Annotated in this window: 19 protein-coding genes; 12 read left to right on the top strand and 7 right to left on the bottom strand. The window is 46.8% G+C overall.

All coding sequences use genetic code 11. The features are described 5' to 3' along the window. Genes WDN47_00910 through WDN47_00875 form a run of 8 tightly spaced genes read left to right on the top strand, consistent with a single transcriptional unit; the run spans position 1 to position 6,523 of the window. Positions 1-690: an HAD family hydrolase gene (locus WDN47_00910; GenBank protein MEJ0021125.1), complete on the top strand. Its 690-nt coding sequence runs from the start codon at positions 1-3 to the stop codon at positions 688-690. Between the two features lie 27 nt (positions 691-717). Then, complete coding sequence (gene prfB, locus WDN47_00905) at positions 718-1,758, top strand: peptide chain release factor 2 (GenBank protein ID MEJ0021124.1); 1,041 nt, start codon at positions 718-720, stop codon at positions 1,756-1,758. Positions 1,759-1,785: 27 nt separating this feature from the next. Continuing rightward, positions 1,786-2,463, top strand: coding sequence for a cell division ATP-binding protein FtsE (ftsE, locus tag WDN47_00900; protein ID MEJ0021123.1), 678 nt, complete (start codon positions 1,786-1,788; stop codon positions 2,461-2,463). Between the two features lie 30 nt (positions 2,464-2,493). Further along, the gene (locus WDN47_00895) at positions 2,494-3,411 is read left to right on the top strand and encodes a permease-like cell division protein FtsX (protein MEJ0021122.1); all 918 of its coding nucleotides are present in this window, start codon (positions 2,494-2,496) and stop codon (positions 3,409-3,411) included. 1 nt (position 3,412) lies between these two features. Further along, positions 3,413-3,859 carry a 50S ribosomal protein L9 gene (gene rplI, locus WDN47_00890; protein ID MEJ0021121.1) on the top strand — a complete coding sequence of 149 codons (447 nt, stop codon included), beginning with the start codon at positions 3,413-3,415 and terminating at the stop codon, positions 3,857-3,859. Between the two features lie 10 nt (positions 3,860-3,869). Continuing rightward, positions 3,870-5,501 (top strand): CTP synthase, encoded by a 1,632-nt coding sequence (locus WDN47_00885; GenBank protein ID MEJ0021120.1) that lies wholly within the window; start codon positions 3,870-3,872, stop codon positions 5,499-5,501. Further along, entirely contained in the window at positions 5,502-5,849 is a 348-nt protein-coding gene (locus WDN47_00880) for a hypothetical protein (GenBank protein ID MEJ0021119.1), read from the top strand. It begins immediately after the preceding gene. A gap of 32 nt (positions 5,850-5,881) precedes the next feature. Further along, the gene (locus tag WDN47_00875) at positions 5,882-6,523 is read left to right on the top strand and encodes a hypothetical protein (protein MEJ0021118.1); all 642 of its coding nucleotides are present in this window, start codon (positions 5,882-5,884) and stop codon (positions 6,521-6,523) included. A 41-nt stretch (positions 6,524-6,564) separates the two neighbouring features. On the opposite strand, the gene WDN47_00870 is transcribed toward WDN47_00875, so the two are convergent. The 5 genes from WDN47_00870 to WDN47_00850 form a co-directional block, all read right to left on the bottom strand. Continuing rightward, positions 6,565-7,701, bottom strand: a complete 1,137-nt coding sequence (locus tag WDN47_00870) for a hypothetical protein (protein MEJ0021117.1) — start codon at positions 7,699-7,701, stop codon at positions 6,565-6,567. A 69-nt stretch (positions 7,702-7,770) separates the two neighbouring features. Continuing rightward, positions 7,771-8,313 (bottom strand): zf-TFIIB domain-containing protein, encoded by a 543-nt coding sequence (locus tag WDN47_00865; protein ID MEJ0021116.1) that lies wholly within the window; start codon positions 8,311-8,313, stop codon positions 7,771-7,773. A gap of 74 nt (positions 8,314-8,387) precedes the next feature. After that, positions 8,388-8,744, bottom strand: a complete 357-nt coding sequence (locus WDN47_00860) for a hypothetical protein (protein ID MEJ0021115.1) — start codon at positions 8,742-8,744, stop codon at positions 8,388-8,390. A gap of 32 nt (positions 8,745-8,776) precedes the next feature. Then, a complete protein-coding gene (gene rpmA / locus WDN47_00855; GenBank protein ID MEJ0021114.1) occupies positions 8,777-9,055 on the bottom strand; it encodes a 50S ribosomal protein L27 in 279 nt (92 codons plus the stop codon). Positions 9,056-9,197: 142 nt separating this feature from the next. After that, positions 9,198-10,499 carry a DNA methyltransferase gene (locus tag WDN47_00850; protein MEJ0021113.1) on the bottom strand — a complete coding sequence of 434 codons (1,302 nt, stop codon included), beginning with the start codon at positions 10,497-10,499 and terminating at the stop codon, positions 9,198-9,200. A 42-nt stretch (positions 10,500-10,541) separates the two neighbouring features. Here WDN47_00850 and WDN47_00845 point away from each other — a divergent pair, with 42 nt between their 5' ends. From WDN47_00845 to WDN47_00830, 4 genes are read left to right on the top strand one after another with little or no spacing between them, the layout of a single operon-like run. Further along, positions 10,542-10,937 carry a hypothetical protein gene (locus WDN47_00845; protein ID MEJ0021112.1) on the top strand — a complete coding sequence of 132 codons (396 nt, stop codon included), beginning with the start codon at positions 10,542-10,544 and terminating at the stop codon, positions 10,935-10,937. A gap of 38 nt (positions 10,938-10,975) precedes the next feature. After that, complete coding sequence (locus WDN47_00840) at positions 10,976-11,185, top strand: hypothetical protein (GenBank protein ID MEJ0021111.1); 210 nt, start codon at positions 10,976-10,978, stop codon at positions 11,183-11,185. Positions 11,186-11,241: 56 nt separating this feature from the next. Beyond that, the gene (locus WDN47_00835) at positions 11,242-12,426 is read left to right on the top strand and encodes a cysteine desulfurase family protein (GenBank protein MEJ0021110.1); all 1,185 of its coding nucleotides are present in this window, start codon (positions 11,242-11,244) and stop codon (positions 12,424-12,426) included. Further along, positions 12,419-13,180, top strand: a complete 762-nt coding sequence (locus WDN47_00830; protein MEJ0021109.1) for a C39 family peptidase — start codon at positions 12,419-12,421, stop codon at positions 13,178-13,180. The genes WDN47_00835 and WDN47_00830 overlap by 8 nt, the downstream gene beginning before the upstream one ends. A gap of 18 nt (positions 13,181-13,198) precedes the next feature. Here WDN47_00830 and WDN47_00825 read toward each other — a convergent pair whose 3' ends face one another. Further along, positions 13,199-13,531, bottom strand: coding sequence for a hypothetical protein (locus tag WDN47_00825; protein ID MEJ0021108.1), 333 nt, complete (start codon positions 13,529-13,531; stop codon positions 13,199-13,201). A gap of 439 nt (positions 13,532-13,970) precedes the next feature. Continuing rightward, positions 13,971-15,275: a peptidoglycan DD-metalloendopeptidase family protein gene (locus WDN47_00820; GenBank protein ID MEJ0021107.1), complete on the bottom strand. Its 1,305-nt coding sequence runs from the start codon at positions 15,273-15,275 to the stop codon at positions 13,971-13,973. Positions 15,276-15,280: the final 5 nt, after the last annotated feature.

The following is a 15,280-nucleotide window of genomic DNA, read 5'->3' as shown; positions in this document are numbered from 1 at the left end:
ATGATCAAATTAGTTGCTTTTGACTGGAACGGCACGATCTTATCAGACACGAATGCAGTGGTTCGCGCCGAAAGCGCGACCCGTTTGCACTTTGGGTTACAGGCAACGAACCTCAAAGAGTTCCAAGACCAATATGACATCCCGATCAAAACGTATTGGATCAAAGCGGGATTTGATCCAAAAGTATTTAATGCTAAATCTCACGAAATCCATTTAGTGTTCCAAAAGCATTATGAACCGCGGGAAGCTTTTTGCCGCACAAGGTCAGGCACTCGGGGCATATTGGCATGGTTGCGGTCACAAAAGATCAAAAGTATAATTTTCAGCAATCACATCGTTCCTCACATACAAAAGCAGGCCAGACGGCTGCATATCGACGGATATTTTGACGGAATTTTGGCCAGAAGCTCAATTGCTGATTCTTCGCATATGACGGCTCAAGGCAAAGCGGAAAAACTTCGTCGATATGTTCAGGGTTTGCGTTTGCGTCCGCGTGAGGTTTTGACAGTCGGAGATACTACTGAAGAAATAGAAATTGGGCGAAAATTCGGCTATACTACGGTTGCATTGACCCAAGGCTACCAAAGCACAGCGAGACTTAAGGCAGCAAAGCCGGATTTCCTGATCCATAACCTTAAGGAGCTTAAAACAATCATATGGAAGAACTTCTCAGAGAAATTAAAAGTTTAAAAAAACAGATGCTCGATCTGAAGGAGCATCTTTGACCTGCCTCAAAAAAAACAAAAGATCCTAGAACTTGAAGAAGCAATGTCTGATCCTGGGTTCTGGTCAGACCAAAACGCGGCCAAAGCCAAGTCCAAACAGCTTTCCAGCTTAAAAAAGCAAATTGAGGACTGGTTTAAATTTGAGCAGGAAATTCACGATTTAGAGGCCTTTGCGTCTGAGGCGGTCAAAGAGACGGATAAGGCTCTGGAGACAGATTTAAAGTCAAAATTTAAGCTTTTAAAGGCTTTGTACGAACAAATCCGGCTGACCACCTTTCTTTCGGCAAAATACGATAATCATGACGCGATACTCTCCATCCATGCGGGCGCCGGCGGTGTGGATGCCCAGGATTGGGCCGAGATGCTGCTGCGCATGTTTTTGCGCTTCGCGGAAAAAAATAATTTTAAGGCCGCGGTCATCGACGAAAGCCGCGGAGCTGAAGCCGGGATCAAAAGTGTTGTTGTGGAAATTTCCGGCCCGTTCGCTTACGGCTATTTTAAAAGCGAGGCCGGCGTGCATCGCCTGGTCCGGCAATCGCCGTTCAATTCTACGCATACCAGAGAAACATCTTTTGCTTTGGTTGAAGTTTTGCCGATCATTGAGCAAGGCGAGTTTAAAATGAACATGGATGATATCGAAATAGAGGCCAAAACCTCGCGCGGCCACGGCGGGCAATCAGTGAACACTACTTATTCCGCCATCCGCGCCACGCACAAACCCACAGGCCTGACTGTGACCATCCAAAACGAACGGTCCCAGACCCAGAACAAAGAACAGGCCCTGAAGATCCTGACTGCCAAACTGGCGCAGCTCGAAGAACAGCGGCAGCAGGAAGAAAAGCTCCAGATCCGCGGTGAATTCCACAGCGCCGAGTGGGGAAACCAGATCCGCTCATACGTTCTGCATCCCTATAAGCTAGTCAAAGATCACCGCACAAATTATGAGACTTCGGATGCCGAATCGGTGCTTGAAGGCGATCTTTCCGAATTTGTGAAGCAATACTTGGAGAAAAACAGAAATGCTAAGGTTTAATGCTATTTTCTGCTATAATGTATTCAAATGATCCAATTCGACCAAGTAACTAAAACATACAATAAAGTCATGGCGCTGAAGGATATCACCTTGGACATCCACAAAGGCGAGTTTATTTCGCTTGTCGGCCAATCCGGCGCCGGCAAGTCCACTCTGATATCTCTGATAATCGGCGAGGAACGGGCAGACTCGGGTCGGATCCTGATCGATGACATAGATGTGTCTCAGATCCGCCGCACCGACATCCCTTACTTGCGCCGCAAGATCGGAGTAGTGTTCCAGGATATCAAACTCCTGCCAAGGAGAACGGCTTATGAGAACGTGGCTTTTGCTCTTGAGGTTTCCGGAGAAAACCATAATCACATAAAAAAAGAAGTGCCGAGGATCTTGGAATTGGTGGGGCTGACGGATAAAGCCAAGGCGTTTCCCAATGAAATGTCAGGCGGAGAAAAACAGCGGGTGGCCATTGCCCGGGCATTGTCGCATAATCCGGTGCTGCTTTTAGCTGATGAGCCGACAGGCAACCTGGATTCTATCAACGCCTGGGACATTATCCAGGTGCTGATGAAGATCAATAAGGCGGGGACGACTGTGATCCTGGCCACGCACGCCAAAGATCTGGTCAACAGCGTGAAAAAACGCGTCGTGACCATTGAAAAGGGCGAGATAGTCTATGACCAGGAAAAAGGAAAGTACGTTTTATAAAATTTTTTATTTCTAATTTCTAATTACTAAATGCCAGCCACCAACGCCAATCGCCTGATAAAATCTGGCGTAACCAATTTCTTCCGGAATATTTGGGTGTCTATTGCCGCGACTTCCATGGTGGCCATCACTCTTTTTATCATTTCAACCATTCTGGTTTTCTATACCCTGACCGTGCTGGCCATCCAGAATTCCACTGACAAGGTCGGCGTGGTCACAGCTTATTTTAACGACACGACCACTGACAGCGAGATCACCAATGTCAGGGCTGAAATTGAAGCTCTGCCGGGCGTAAGTTCCGTAGGATACATTTCCAAAGCCCAGGCTGAGGATCTTTTCAAGCAGAGGCATCAGAACGAGCCGGTTCTGCTTGAAACTTTAAATGAATTTACCGCCGCTGACAGCCCGATTCCGGCCTCTTTGGCCGTGCGCGCGGACAAGCTGTCGGATTATCCGCAGATTTACAGCACCCTGACCTCGGACCGTTATGCTCCGTATTTTCAAACCGTGCGCGATAATCAGAAGGTCATAGATAAATTGCACAGCATCATCAATTTCATCACCCGCTTCGGCCTGATACTGGCCGGCATATTCATCCTGGTCACGATCATGGTGACGTTCAATACTATCCGCCTGACGATCTACAATCGCCGCGAAGAAGTGGAGATCATGCGCCTGGTCGGCGCGACCAATTGGTACATCCGCTGGCCTTTCATGATCGAAGGCATCTTATATGCGTTGTTTGCCACAATTTTCGTTTCTATCGTGGTTTTGGTCCTCCTGTTCCTGCTCTCCGGCAGGATCGAACAATTTCTGTCCATTTCAAGCCTGGGAACAACTTTGTTCAACGCCATTTTTTGGAAGATCTTGCTGATCAATCTTGCTGCCAGCGTTTGTTTGTGCCTGATCGCATCTACAATCGCCATCCGACGCTATTTGCGAATATAATATGAAAGTCATACTAACAAAGGATGTTGCAGGCTTGGGCCGTGCAGGGGATGTGAAAGAAGTTTCTGACGGACATGCCAGGAATTTTTTATTGCCCAAGCACCTGGTCCTGCCGGCCACTGCAGCTGCGCTGGACAGGCTGCAGAAAGAAGAACAGGAACTACAAGCCAAAGTTAAACGGCAGGAAGAAAAATTTTTGTCCTTGAAGAACAAAATGGAAAGCAAGGTCTTCACGATCAAAGGCCGCGCCCAGAAGCAGAACTTGTTCGCCGCCCTTCATGAGGACCAGGTGGCGAAAGCCATAAACGAGAAGCTGGACCTGGGACTGACGCCTGACCAGGTTGTGATAGAAAAACCGATAAAAAGCTTGGGTTTGCACAAAGTCCAGATTAGATTTGCGGAAAAGCTTAAAGCTGATGTAAAATTAGACGTAGTGGCGGAAAGCTAGGACAACTTAAATGATAAAAAAAGCAAAGACTCGCAAAACAAAGTACATTTTTGTTTCCGGGGGCGTTATCTCAGGCCTCGGAAAAGGCATCACAGCGGCATCGATTGCCGCTATTTTAAAGGGCAAAGGTTACAAGATCTCTCCGGTGAAGGTGGATATGTATCTGAACTTTGATGCCGGCACGATCAGGCCGCAGGAGCATGGCGAGGTTTTTGTCACCGATGACGGGATAGAGACCGACCAGGACCTCGGGCATTACGAGCGGTTTTTGGACAGAAACCTTTCCAAGGTCAATTACATAACCACAGGGCAGGTTTACGCCGAGGTTATGCGCCGTGAGCGGGCTTTTGAATACAACGGCGAGGATGTGGAAGCCATCCCGCATATCACTGACGAGATCATCCGCCGTTTCAAAAAAGCCGGCAAGGACGCGGACATTGTGATCATTGAGCTCGGCGGCACTGTGGGTGAATACCAAAACGGCATTTTTTTTGAAGCCTCCCGCATCATGAAGCTGCGCGAGCCTGATGACGTTCTGCAGGTTCATGTGGCCTATCTGCCGATTCCGGGGAACCTGGGCGAAATGAAATCCAAGCCTGTCCAGCAGTCGGTCAGACTGCTCAACTCGCTTGGAATTGAGCCGGATTTTATAGTTGCCCGGGCCGAACACTATGTGGACGATAAGCGCAAAGAGCGTATTGCGCTTTTTTGTAATGTGAAAAAAGAAGATGTCATCGCAAACCCGGACATGGCTTCGATCTACGAAGTGCCGCTGGTCATGCAAAAGCAGAAATTGGGCGAGAAGATCCTGGAAAAGCTCGATTTTGCCCCGGGCAAAAAAGACTTGGGGCCATGGCGGAAACTGGTGAAGACCATGAAGACCGTTAAGAAAGAAGTGCATATAGCAGTTGTCGGCAAATATTTCAGCACCGGCAATTACAACCTTGCTGATGTGTATGTTTCCATTATTGAAGCGCTGAAGGCCGCTTCCTGGCATAACAAAGCCAAACCGGTCCTGCATTGGATCGATTCGGAGAAAATCGAAAAAGAAGGCACTCAGCTGTTAGATAATATGGACGGCATAGTCATCACTCCGGGCTTCGGCAAAAGGGGAGTAGAAGGGCTTATTTCGTCCATCACTTACGCCCGTGAAAACCATATCCCGTATTTAGGATTATGCTACGGCATGCAAATGGCGACCATAGAATTTGCGCGCAATGTTTTAAAGTTAAAAAATGCCAATACCAAAGAAGTTGATGATGACACGCCCCACCCCGTAATCCATATCATGCCTGACCAGGAAAAAAAGCTTTTGAAAAAAGATTATGGCGCCTCCATGCGGTTGGGCGCCTGGCCCTGTGTTCTGAAACAAGGCTCAAGAGCGGAAAAGGCATATGGCACCCGGAAAATAGAGGAGCGTCATCGCCACCGCTATGAATTCAATAATAAATACCGCAAGATGTTTGAAAATGCAGGCATGATCTTTTCTGGCACTTCTCCGGACGGACATTTGGTGGAAATAATCGAGCTTGCCGATCATCCTTTCTTTGTAGGCGTGCAGTTCCACCCGGAATTTAAATCCCGTCCTTTAGATCCGGGGCCGTTGTTCCGCGAATTCATTAAAGCGAGCATCAAAAAATAAATGCCCATCAGTTTTGAAAGCGAAGCGCCTCATGAAGAGAGCTATCTTAGAAAAGATCTGGATACTGCTGCAGAAAGCCCTCCGGTTGACGCGCATAATGAATTTGAAGCAGCCGACAAAGCTGAGCAGGATAAGTTTAAAAGCTGGGAAGCTATGGTAAGAGAAGCCGGCATAACCGAGCAGGATGCCGCATCCGAACAGCTTTGGGAATTTTACCGCGATGGCAGCATCAAAGGGAATGCGCAGGCTACCGAAAGATTAAAAGAAATAAGTAAGCAGCAAGACCGGGAAAAAGTGATAAATGGGCAAATGACCGAAGCAGAATTCAAAGATAAATATAGGGATTGACTTTAAATATTATCTTCCAGCTTTAAAATAGTATGAAAGAATCTGAACCAAATCATACAGATCAAGAAAGCGCTGAACCGTCTCCCAAAGCCGAGCAGAATGAAGCGGAAAAAGTCCAGGATGTTAAAGAAATAGTTGCGGAAACAACCGGCCGCATCGATGAAATTGCAGAGTTATTGGAACAATCCCGCTCATTATGGCAGGAAGTCAATAATGATACGGCTAAAATCAGTGAAATGAGTAATGAAATCTTGTTGCTTACAAGATCTGCCAACGCTAAAGCCGTGAACAAGGATTTACGTAAGACTCTCAACCACATGATTCACCATCGTAATTGGATGGTGGATTCAGAAAATTGGTTGCTGGTTTCAGAAAATTTGAAAAAAATAAGGAAGACACTTGGATCTTTTGCGGGCAGTGACAGAGAGGCAATTGCCGTAATTCTTAAAAATGTCCCGATAATAGAACAGAGGTATTATGATTTGCAAGTCAAGATTAAAGAAACCCGACAAAAGTGCGGAGAGGCCTTGAAAATTGCTGAACAAAAAAGAGTTGAACTGATGCAAGATCTTTCCCGTTATCAAGATTCAACAGAAGTAGAAAATCTCAAGAAACAGTATCAAGAAAAAACCAACAGAAGTTTCGACTACAAGTTAAAATATTATGACAGTTAAAAAAACCGCCCCAATCCGGGGCGGTTTTTTGTTGCGTAATTTTAAATATTTATGTGCTCTTTTTGAAGAGAATGAAGGGCGACTTCCCCGATCGTCATCAGGTACACCAGAAGCACAGCCAGCCAGCCGATGAACGGGATCCATCCTACAAGCGTGACGATGAGCAAGCCGTAGACCAGTTCCTGCCAGCCAAGTTTGAGATTGGAAGTTTTGTTATACATGGCTACCACAGATGCGCCGACAAAATAAGGCATCAGCAAGGCTGAGGTCAATAAGATCAAGCAGTAGGATACGAGCAGAAAGAGTCCCAGGTATAAGCCCAGAACCGTGATCATCAGGATCACAGCGAGGAGCGGAACGCCAAACAGAACCAATGCGCCGATACCCATACTATGCCAGGGTTTGGCATAGATATGCTCGGATAAAGTTTGGAAAGTTCCTTTGAAAATCCTGTTGAGCACCCAGGCGGCGATAAATAATGCCAGTAATTTGATCAGAGTTGCTATTGTGATCAAAGCCGCAATTTTGCCTGCGACATTTCTAGAGGCGATCATTGTAAAATCAATTGTGCTGACTTTGGCGCCGTCCTGGATTATTGCCTCGCTTGGGCCTTTATAAACGATCCTGCCCATTACAACGCTGTTTGGGCCAAAGGTCAGGCTTTTGTTGGCCATGACATCCACATTGCCGGTGATAGTACTGTTGATCATGACAGCTCCGCCGCCGATCTTCACATTGCCCTTGATGTCAGAGTCAACCGTGATATTTCCTCCGCCGACCACCAAATCACCGCCGACTGTTGCTTTCTCTGCGACAGTAATATTTCCGCCCGCTACAACAAGATCGCCCAAAACCGGGCCGCTGATAGAAATATTGCCGCCAGCGATCCGCGCATTATCTCCCACAGCGCCGTTTACGGTCAGATTGCCTCCCGCCAGAAGAAGATCTTTTTCCACATCCCCGTTGATCGTGACCATTCCTCCGGCTGCAGCCAGATCGTCCAGTGTCTTGCTGTTTACAGTGACATTGGCTCCTGCGATATACAGGTTCTTATGAACATCCTGCTCCATTGTGGACACGCTTCCCTGCATTTTGCTCGGTGGTTGAATAAATTCCGCAGCCGATGCCGTAAACGCAAACGCCAGCAAAGCAAGGCTCAAAATAGCTATTTTCTTCATATATTGTTGATTATTTGTTAATCATTATTGATATTAAAACACTAAACGCCAACTTTTGCAACTTATAAATTACAATTCCGGAGTCAGGGGCAGATTGATCAGAAGATTTGTCAATCCCGGGCTGCCGGCAACCAATCGGAACTGGAGATATTTGGCTACGATCATAAAATTATGCAGTTCGGATTTCAGATCCTCAGGACCGGTAAAAATATCTTTTCCCGCGTGCACTAGAGTTTTAAAATAATTATTGAGCAGATCGTAAGATGATTTGCCCTTTAGCCATTCTTCGATCTTATCAAACTCGTTTTTATCCAGCCAGATGCCATGGCATTTTTGGCAAACATCAATGACAATATCGGAGTCGCCATAACGAACACTATACAAAGCCGAGCTGTCTTTGGGGCAAACACGGGTCCCTTTGGCGCCTTTAAAATTATTCGGATCATCCCAGAGCTCATCATTAAACCAGCCGACATAATCGGTTTGGTTGTCTTCGGCTTTTTTCAATTCATCCTGATCGAACCATAATCCCAGGCATTTGGAACAGCGCCCGACTTTGACTGCGCCGAGCGATATCTGCTGATCTAATTTGTGCCCGTTCGGACAATTCATTCTAAGCTTATTTAAGCATTAAACGGAGTCTTTGGCAAATAAAAAACCCGGCTTCGGGAAGCAGGGAAGGGTTCCTAGGCAATGTCTTGCGTAGTGGACGAAGTTTGCGGGGTCGCCGTATTGAAATTAGGCCTTTGAAACTTGAACAGCTTCGTTTCGCCCAGCTCCAACAGGCTGATTATCTGAGAGACCTCTCGGCTTGATCCTTGTATCTGGTAGCGGAAATTCGGCTCGTTGCCGTGACGGTGCAAATGCGCATTTGTGCAGAGCATGACCCGGGAATTCTCAAAGTTGCCTGTCTTGGACAGGTCAGAAGTTTTCTGAAGTGTGCGCGCGAGCTCTTTTTTGGTGCCGGCGATCTGGATGGCTTGCAGCGGCGTAATATCCACCACAACCGTGGCAATATTGACCAAGGCTTTGTCAACAAACATTGTTCCTCCCGAAATTTTTAGAGGAAAGCGGTTTATTTTGAAATTACGTGAACAAAACGGCGGTGATGCAAGTTGCCGTCAAAGCCGCGGACTTTTTTTCCTGTGAATTTTACGGTGCCGATCGAAGCGGCATAGAGCGTGTCGTCAGAGCCTTTGCGGACATTTTTGCCGGCATGCCATTTGGTGCCGCGCTGGCGGACCAGAATTGAGCCAACTTTGGCAGTTTGGCCGCCGAATAATTTAATGCCTAGTCTTTGTGATTGCGAATCCCGGCCTAAAGCTGTAGAGCCGCCGGCTTTCTTATGAGCCATTCGTCGCAGTTGGGGATACACTTCGCGATTTGCTTCGCAAATACGCTACGGTATCCATACTGCTCCTCCCGAAAAAATTGTTCTCGCCCAGCCCTTGCGTGCAAGAGCTGGACTGCGACTCAATTTTTTCGTAAAAACAGTATTATTCCAACCCTTTCTCTTCGGATCCTGTCTCCAACGCATCCGCGTTTTCTATTACAGTTTCCTGATTATTTTCTTGTTTACCATACTGGATCATGAATATTTCCCTTGCCACCAGCTGGTCATTTCTGTCGTAAATTATCGATCTTCTCGGCGTAACTTTCAGAAACTTATATTTCACTGTTAAATATTCCGGCAAAGGTTCCAGAACAATATACCCGTTTTCGGCTATAAAGTCAAGATTCGGCATGAAATCATAGTCAGACATGTTCAGCTTATATGCCGGCAGACAGATAACTACTTTCGAGCCCTCTGCCAGGAATTTTTTAAACTCTTTGAAGACCTGGTCATAAAGTTTGCTTAAGGCTTTAAAATTACTTTGCATTTCAGTTTTTTTCGGCAATTTTCCGTAGATCGGGCCCAAGGTACCTTCAGTCACGACAGCCGCCACTTTTTGCTTGGGTATCTGAATGGAAATTTCAGCAGCATTGGCCTTAAACAGTTTGTATCGGTTTGGAGCCACATCATAACGGTTTCGAAACCATTCAAGATTTTTTTCACTGTTCTCGATCATCTTCTGTTCAATATCCGAGCCTATGGCGCGGTAGCCCATAAGAATTGCTTCCTGCAGGATCGTACCCGAGCCTGCGAACGGATCTAAAATAAATTCCAGGGGCTTGAGCGGTCCGGCCAGATTGATCATGGTCTGGGCCACTTTCGGCGGGATCATGCCGACCTTCTCGTCCCTGGCCGGTCTTTGATAATCGCGCCGGCCGTAATCTTCGTAGTTTTGCACCACAAGAGTTTTACCGACAAAGATGCGCTGATTGCCGGAGATGACCACAACCTCAGCGCCCTTTTGCAGCAGCTGATTTTCCGTGACCTGGACCGAGGACAAAGCTTGAGAGGGGAATTGAGGAAGGACCGCCCGCACGCTTTGCGCCTGGTCCTGTAAAATTTTCTTTATCAAAAAAGCGATCCTGGTCGGTTCTTCGCGAAACCGGATAGCGGGATCCAGCGAATAGATGGACACGCCGAATTGTTTCTTGCCCGTGTATTCGTGGAAATATTCTTTTATGCGTTTAAAAGTGAAATAGTTGGTCAGAACAGCCGTGGGGTATTCCTTGCCTTTCTTTTGAAAAGTGTCGAATAAGCGTATAATTTTAATGGTTCCGCCCAAACGGGCCTGAAGCGAGTCAGCACTAAGAGGTTTGTCCGTTTCGATCACTACCACCTCGGGCGAGCATGCCAAAACTTTGGACGTTACTCCGAGCAATGCTAAAACGCCAAGGAGCTCGGCCAAGGACAGCGTATATACCCTCCCTAAAATAAAGGCATACTGCATATGAATTGGAAAGATTATATAAAAACCCACCAACACATAATCGTATTGTCAGTAGGTTATGTGCTAGTCGGGGTGCTTGCATTCGGACTGGGCAGATTTTCTTCACCAAAGTCTCCGGTTCAACCATCGGTGTCGCAAGTACATATTGAGCAAGCGGCCTCAATACCTGATAATTATAATCCAAACGAGCCGTCAATACAATCTGCGAGCACGAAAACTGTTGCGGCACCCAATAGCTCAGGCAGTTTGAACTGCACCGGAAAGATCAAAGGTTCCTCAAGTATGATATACCATATGCCCGGCGGAGCTTTTTATAATAAGACAACTCATCCCATCCGCTGTTTTACCACGGAAGCTGAAGCCAAGGCCGCGGGATTTAGGAAATCAAGCCGATGAATTGAAGATTAAAAAATTCCATACCAATGGAGGCGTGAATGGTCAAGACCGTTAAGCTTCAGATCGCGAAGACCGTTGTTTGCAACCTGGAACAACTGTCACGGCATGTTTCTCTCCAGTTAAATGACGAGAAAAATCTTTTGAACATCATCAGTTGCTGTCGTGCCGCAAGAACTCTGGGCGAAACGACGGTCCCGGTCGACGAGTTGCCGTGGTGGGAAGTTACTTATGAGGACCCCGAGGTCTAGCGTTTACCTGAGGGGTTGGTTAGCCGACCCCTTATTTTATTTGCTAAACTGTGTTTATGAAACGAATTTATCTTGATTACGCCGCCACCACACCTCTCGATGAACGCGTCGAAAAAACGATGCGTGATTTTGAATTGAAATATTTTGGCAATCCCAGCTCCACTCACCGCGAAGGACAAGCGGCAAGGGCCAGAATTGACACAGCGCGCGGCGTGATTGCTGATTTTATCAATGCCAAGCCGCAGGAAATAATTTTTACTTCCGGAGCAACTGAAGCCAATAACTTGGCCATTCAAGGAACTGCAGCCTTCTACATCAAAGAATTTCAAATGAAGCCTCATATAATCACGACTAAATTGGAACACCAATCAGTTTACAACACAGTCAAAAAATTAAGCGAGCAGGGGATAGTGGACGCGACTTTCGTCGATCCGACCTCGGACGGTTTGATAGATCCTGATGATATCATCCGAGCCATTACCGCCTACACAATTTTAGTTAGCGTTGTTTATGTTTCCAACGAGATCGGGTCGGTACTGCCGGTAAGGGAGATCGGACAAAAGCTGGAGGAGCTCAATAAACGCCAAAAATATCAGATCATGTACCATATTGATGCGGTACAGGCGGCAAAGTTCTTTAACTGCAACGCGGATAAGCTCGGATGTGACATGATGACGCTTTCCGCGCATAAGATCTATGGGCCGAAAGGAATCGGCGCTCTTTACATCACATCCGGCAAAAAACTCAATAATTTGTTTTATGGAGGCTCTCAGGAATACGGTAAGCGCCCGGGCACTCAAAACACGGCTGGGATCATTGGCTTTGCCAAGGCTGTGGAACTGCTCGGTTCTTTGGAAGAACGGCAAAAATCCGGAAAAAAAATCTCCATGCTCCGCGATACTTTTATTTCAGAAATAAAAAAGATAAAAAAAACTGAATTGAACGGGCCAATAGGGGATTTACGTTCGCCGGATATTGTGAATTTCACCATTTACGGCGCGGATCAGGATGCGCTGATGACTTCCCTGGATTTGGCCGGGATCGCTGCCTCAACAGGCTCAGCCTGCGTTTCGGGCTCTTCCGAGCCTTCACATGTGATTGAAGCGCTCGGTAAAACCGGCACTGGACAAGCGGCTACTATTCGTGTTACAATAAGTAGTTATACAAAAACCTCAGACATTGAATATGCGGTCAAAGCATTAAATAAGATAATTTTAAAACTGCGCAATAAAAATGAATAAATCTTATATAAAATTTTTCGCAATTATCATTATAATAGTAGCAGCTTTCACTGCCGTTTATTTGCTGCGCTCAAAAACGCAGCTTGGACAAAAAGTAGTAGATAAGATCACGGGAACTCCGCCTCCGCCGCCTGACACGAGTTTTAACCCCACGGTCCCGGACGCAGTACAAGCCAGCTATGTTAAATTAAATGTGCCCTTTACCTCCCAGGCCCCAACCGGCAATTGGGCCGACCCCCGTGAAGAAGACGGCTGTGAAGAAGCCTCAGTGCTTATGGCTTGGTCATGGATAAAAGACCAGCCCTTAAATCCCACGGATGCGCTGAAGACGATCCTTGATATGTCTGCCTTTGAAACAGCACATTACGGCAATTACGACGATACTGATGCTCAGGACACGGCCAAATTCTTTACCGATTATTACGGCTACACAAATTTGGAAGTTAAGATCGATCCTTCTATCGACGACATTAAAAATGAACTGCGTGCAGGCAAACTGGTCCTGGCTCCGGCCAATGGCCAAAAACTGGGCAACCCGCATTATACGGCGCCCGGCCCCTTGACCCATTTCATGGTCATAAAAGGGTTTGATGATTCCAAAGGCATTTTCATCACTAATGATGCCGGTACGCAGTATGGAAAAGATTATACTTATAAATATCAAGTTCTTTACGACGCGCTGGTCAATTATCCCAGCGGACATCATGAAAGCCAGGCCGGACGGCCCAAGGCCATGATCGTGGTTACGAAATAAAAAGGCCAATAGTTGAGACTATAAGCCTGCTTCTTCTTTCAATTGCGATAGCGTAAGCCTGACGTGGCTTCGTTTGATCTTTCTGCCGGAGCGTGCGCAACGCTCGGTAAGCGACGGAATTGCGGCATCGAGGTCTTTTATGTCTTCTGCGGTCAGCAGCTGACGAAGTAGATTCGCGAGTGTGCCTTCCCGCGTCGAAAGCCTCTTTATTCGCTCCAGCACGATGACCGAAGGGTCGTCAGGATGTGCCCGTTGTTCAGCCTCCCAAAGGACTTGTTCCGACAGTCTGCTGGCGGAATTCAACCTTTCGTTTCCCGCAAATCTGCTTAGGCCAAGGTTTGGACGCCTCATCCCGAACCTCCTCATAATATGTAAAGCATTATACAACGTTTATAATTTCAAGGTAATAAGGCTACAAAGTTTCATGAAATAAACGGTTCCATTTTGTTTATCAAAAATTCTATAGGGGATATAGAAATAAATATAAAATATAAGGTTAGCTTTTCTGATATAAGCCGGGAAAACAGGTAACGACGGGTTTAGGGGGTAAGGCCTTAAAAGGCCCTAATTCGAGAATAAGACATAGTCGCACAATGTACCTTATGCGACAGCATAAATTAGTTTCTTTTAAAGCTGTCGCATAACGTACGCGCCATTGTTACGATAAGTTTTAACTGTTCCCTAGCCTCTTGTCGTAAAATGGCGCGCCGCACTTTAATTTCTTATATTTTTATTTCAAAATAATAAAGCCGACCTTCTTGGTCGGCTTTTGCTTGCTCTCCCCTACCGTTTAGAGGAAATCTAGGGGATTGTATGTTGCGCCGTAAGGCACCTGGTATGGGCCGTAGATTTTTGGGTAAGCTCCGTCAGCAACTCCAAATCCGTCTGCGTCGAACACGGTGAAGTGCAGATGGTATCCGCGATGAGGCCCGTAAAGCAGCCTTGTGGTATTGCCCGTGTTGCCTTCAAACCCGACAAGGTCGCCAAGTTTTACTGTCTGGCCGGTACTCATCCGGAAGCTTTCCATATGGCCGTACAAAGTTATGATCGGATGCGCTGCAAATTTTCCCGTGTCATGCTTGATCGCAACCCAGTTGCCGTAAGCTCCTGAGCCGGTGCCGGTCGCGGCTACAGTCCCGTCGCCGGCAGCATAAATAGGAGTGCCGGGCGGTCCTGCAAGGTCAATCCCATTATGGAACGTATAGCCTAAGGCGGTAAAACCAGTATTGCCGTAACCTTGCGTCAGCGTACCTTCCATCGGGTATGCCAATAGTCCATGAATGGCGGACAAGCGCTTGTTGCCGAGCTTGGCGCTGATCGCGTCATCAAGATCATTGATCTCTTTTGCCAGTTGTTCTTCCTGGCCTTGTGAATCGGTAAGCAGTCTCTGGTATGCTTTTTCCTGACCTTTGGTTTGGTCCAAAATCTGCTGTTTTTGGGTTCTCTGGTCGGCAAGACCGGATTTGGTCAGGTCAAGCTGAGCCAAAAGATCATCAAGTGATGATTTTTCCGCTTTTAGATCTGCCTGGCGGATCTGCAGATCAGCTTCGAGCTGCTTGATCTTCGTCAGCGCCTCCTGGCTTTGCTCCTGGATAGAGGATACATACTGCACCTGATCCAGAAATTGCTGAAAATTATCATTCTCCAGGGCAATTTCCAGAGGGCTGCGCTGGTCCAGGTCATTGATATCAGAGACCAGGGTCTTTAGGACGGTTTTTTCTTTAGCGATACTGGCTTGGGTTTGAACGATCTTATCCGTGACATCGGCGATCTCCAGATTTGCAGCGTCGATCTTGTCGGAAGTGGCTTCGATCTGGGCTGTGGTTTCCGCGATCTGAAGATTTATGATGTTCAAAGCGTTTTTCAGCGTGTTGGCCTGGGACTGGGCCTGTTTGATCTCAGTGGAATAATCGGCGATCTTTTTAAGAACTGCATCCAGCTGCGCTTGCTTGTCCTGTTTTTGCTGGGACAGATCATCAGCGGTCTGACCCGCGGCTTTAGGGTCTGAGCTGAAAGCCACAACAACGCCAACAATCAGCAAGCATGAAATCAATGTTTTCCATGAGTTGTTATTTTGTTTCAAATAATTGAACATTGTCC

The organism is Candidatus Doudnabacteria bacterium (assembly GCA_037200925.1).
Taxonomy (GTDB): domain Bacteria; phylum Patescibacteriota; class Doudnabacteria; order UBA920; family O2-02-FULL-48-8; genus JBDTSL01.
Note: the sequence above shows the minus strand (reverse complement) of the source record. Positions and strands in the feature narration are given on the sequence as shown.

What these genes read in the sequence shown, in the direction of transcription:
- WDN47_00875 (MEJ0021118.1), top strand. Translation starts at nt 5,882, where the DNA reads ATGAAAGAATCTGAACCAAATCATACAGATCAAGAAAGCGCTGAACCG.
- WDN47_00835 (MEJ0021110.1), top strand. Translation starts at nt 11,242, where the DNA reads ATGAAACGAATTTATCTTGATTACGCCGCCACCACACCTCTCGATGAA.
- WDN47_00865 (MEJ0021116.1), bottom strand. Translation starts at nt 8,313, where the DNA reads ATGAATTGTCCGAACGGGCACAAATTAGATCAGCAGATATCGCTCGGC.
- WDN47_00840 (MEJ0021111.1), top strand. Translation starts at nt 10,976, where the DNA reads ATGGTCAAGACCGTTAAGCTTCAGATCGCGAAGACCGTTGTTTGCAAC.
- WDN47_00895 (MEJ0021122.1), top strand. Translation starts at nt 2,494, where the DNA reads ATGCCAGCCACCAACGCCAATCGCCTGATAAAATCTGGCGTAACCAAT.
- WDN47_00910 (MEJ0021125.1), top strand. Translation starts at nt 1, where the DNA reads ATGATCAAATTAGTTGCTTTTGACTGGAACGGCACGATCTTATCAGAC.
- WDN47_00845 (MEJ0021112.1), top strand. Translation starts at nt 10,542, where the DNA reads ATGAATTGGAAAGATTATATAAAAACCCACCAACACATAATCGTATTG.
- WDN47_00820 (MEJ0021107.1), bottom strand. Translation starts at nt 15,275, where the DNA reads ATGTTCAATTATTTGAAACAAAATAACAACTCATGGAAAACATTGATT.
- WDN47_00880 (MEJ0021119.1), top strand. Translation starts at nt 5,502, where the DNA reads ATGCCCATCAGTTTTGAAAGCGAAGCGCCTCATGAAGAGAGCTATCTT.
- WDN47_00830 (MEJ0021109.1), top strand. Translation starts at nt 12,419, where the DNA reads ATGAATAAATCTTATATAAAATTTTTCGCAATTATCATTATAATAGTA.
- rplI (MEJ0021121.1), top strand. Translation starts at nt 3,413, where the DNA reads ATGAAAGTCATACTAACAAAGGATGTTGCAGGCTTGGGCCGTGCAGGG.
- WDN47_00860 (MEJ0021115.1), bottom strand. Translation starts at nt 8,744, where the DNA reads ATGTTTGTTGACAAAGCCTTGGTCAATATTGCCACGGTTGTGGTGGAT.
- WDN47_00885 (MEJ0021120.1), top strand. Translation starts at nt 3,870, where the DNA reads ATGATAAAAAAAGCAAAGACTCGCAAAACAAAGTACATTTTTGTTTCC.
- WDN47_00825 (MEJ0021108.1), bottom strand. Translation starts at nt 13,531, where the DNA reads ATGAGGCGTCCAAACCTTGGCCTAAGCAGATTTGCGGGAAACGAAAGG.
- WDN47_00870 (MEJ0021117.1), bottom strand. Translation starts at nt 7,701, where the DNA reads ATGAAGAAAATAGCTATTTTGAGCCTTGCTTTGCTGGCGTTTGCGTTT.
- ftsE (MEJ0021123.1), top strand. Translation starts at nt 1,786, where the DNA reads ATGATCCAATTCGACCAAGTAACTAAAACATACAATAAAGTCATGGCG.
- rpmA (MEJ0021114.1), bottom strand. Translation starts at nt 9,055, where the DNA reads ATGGCTCATAAGAAAGCCGGCGGCTCTACAGCTTTAGGCCGGGATTCG.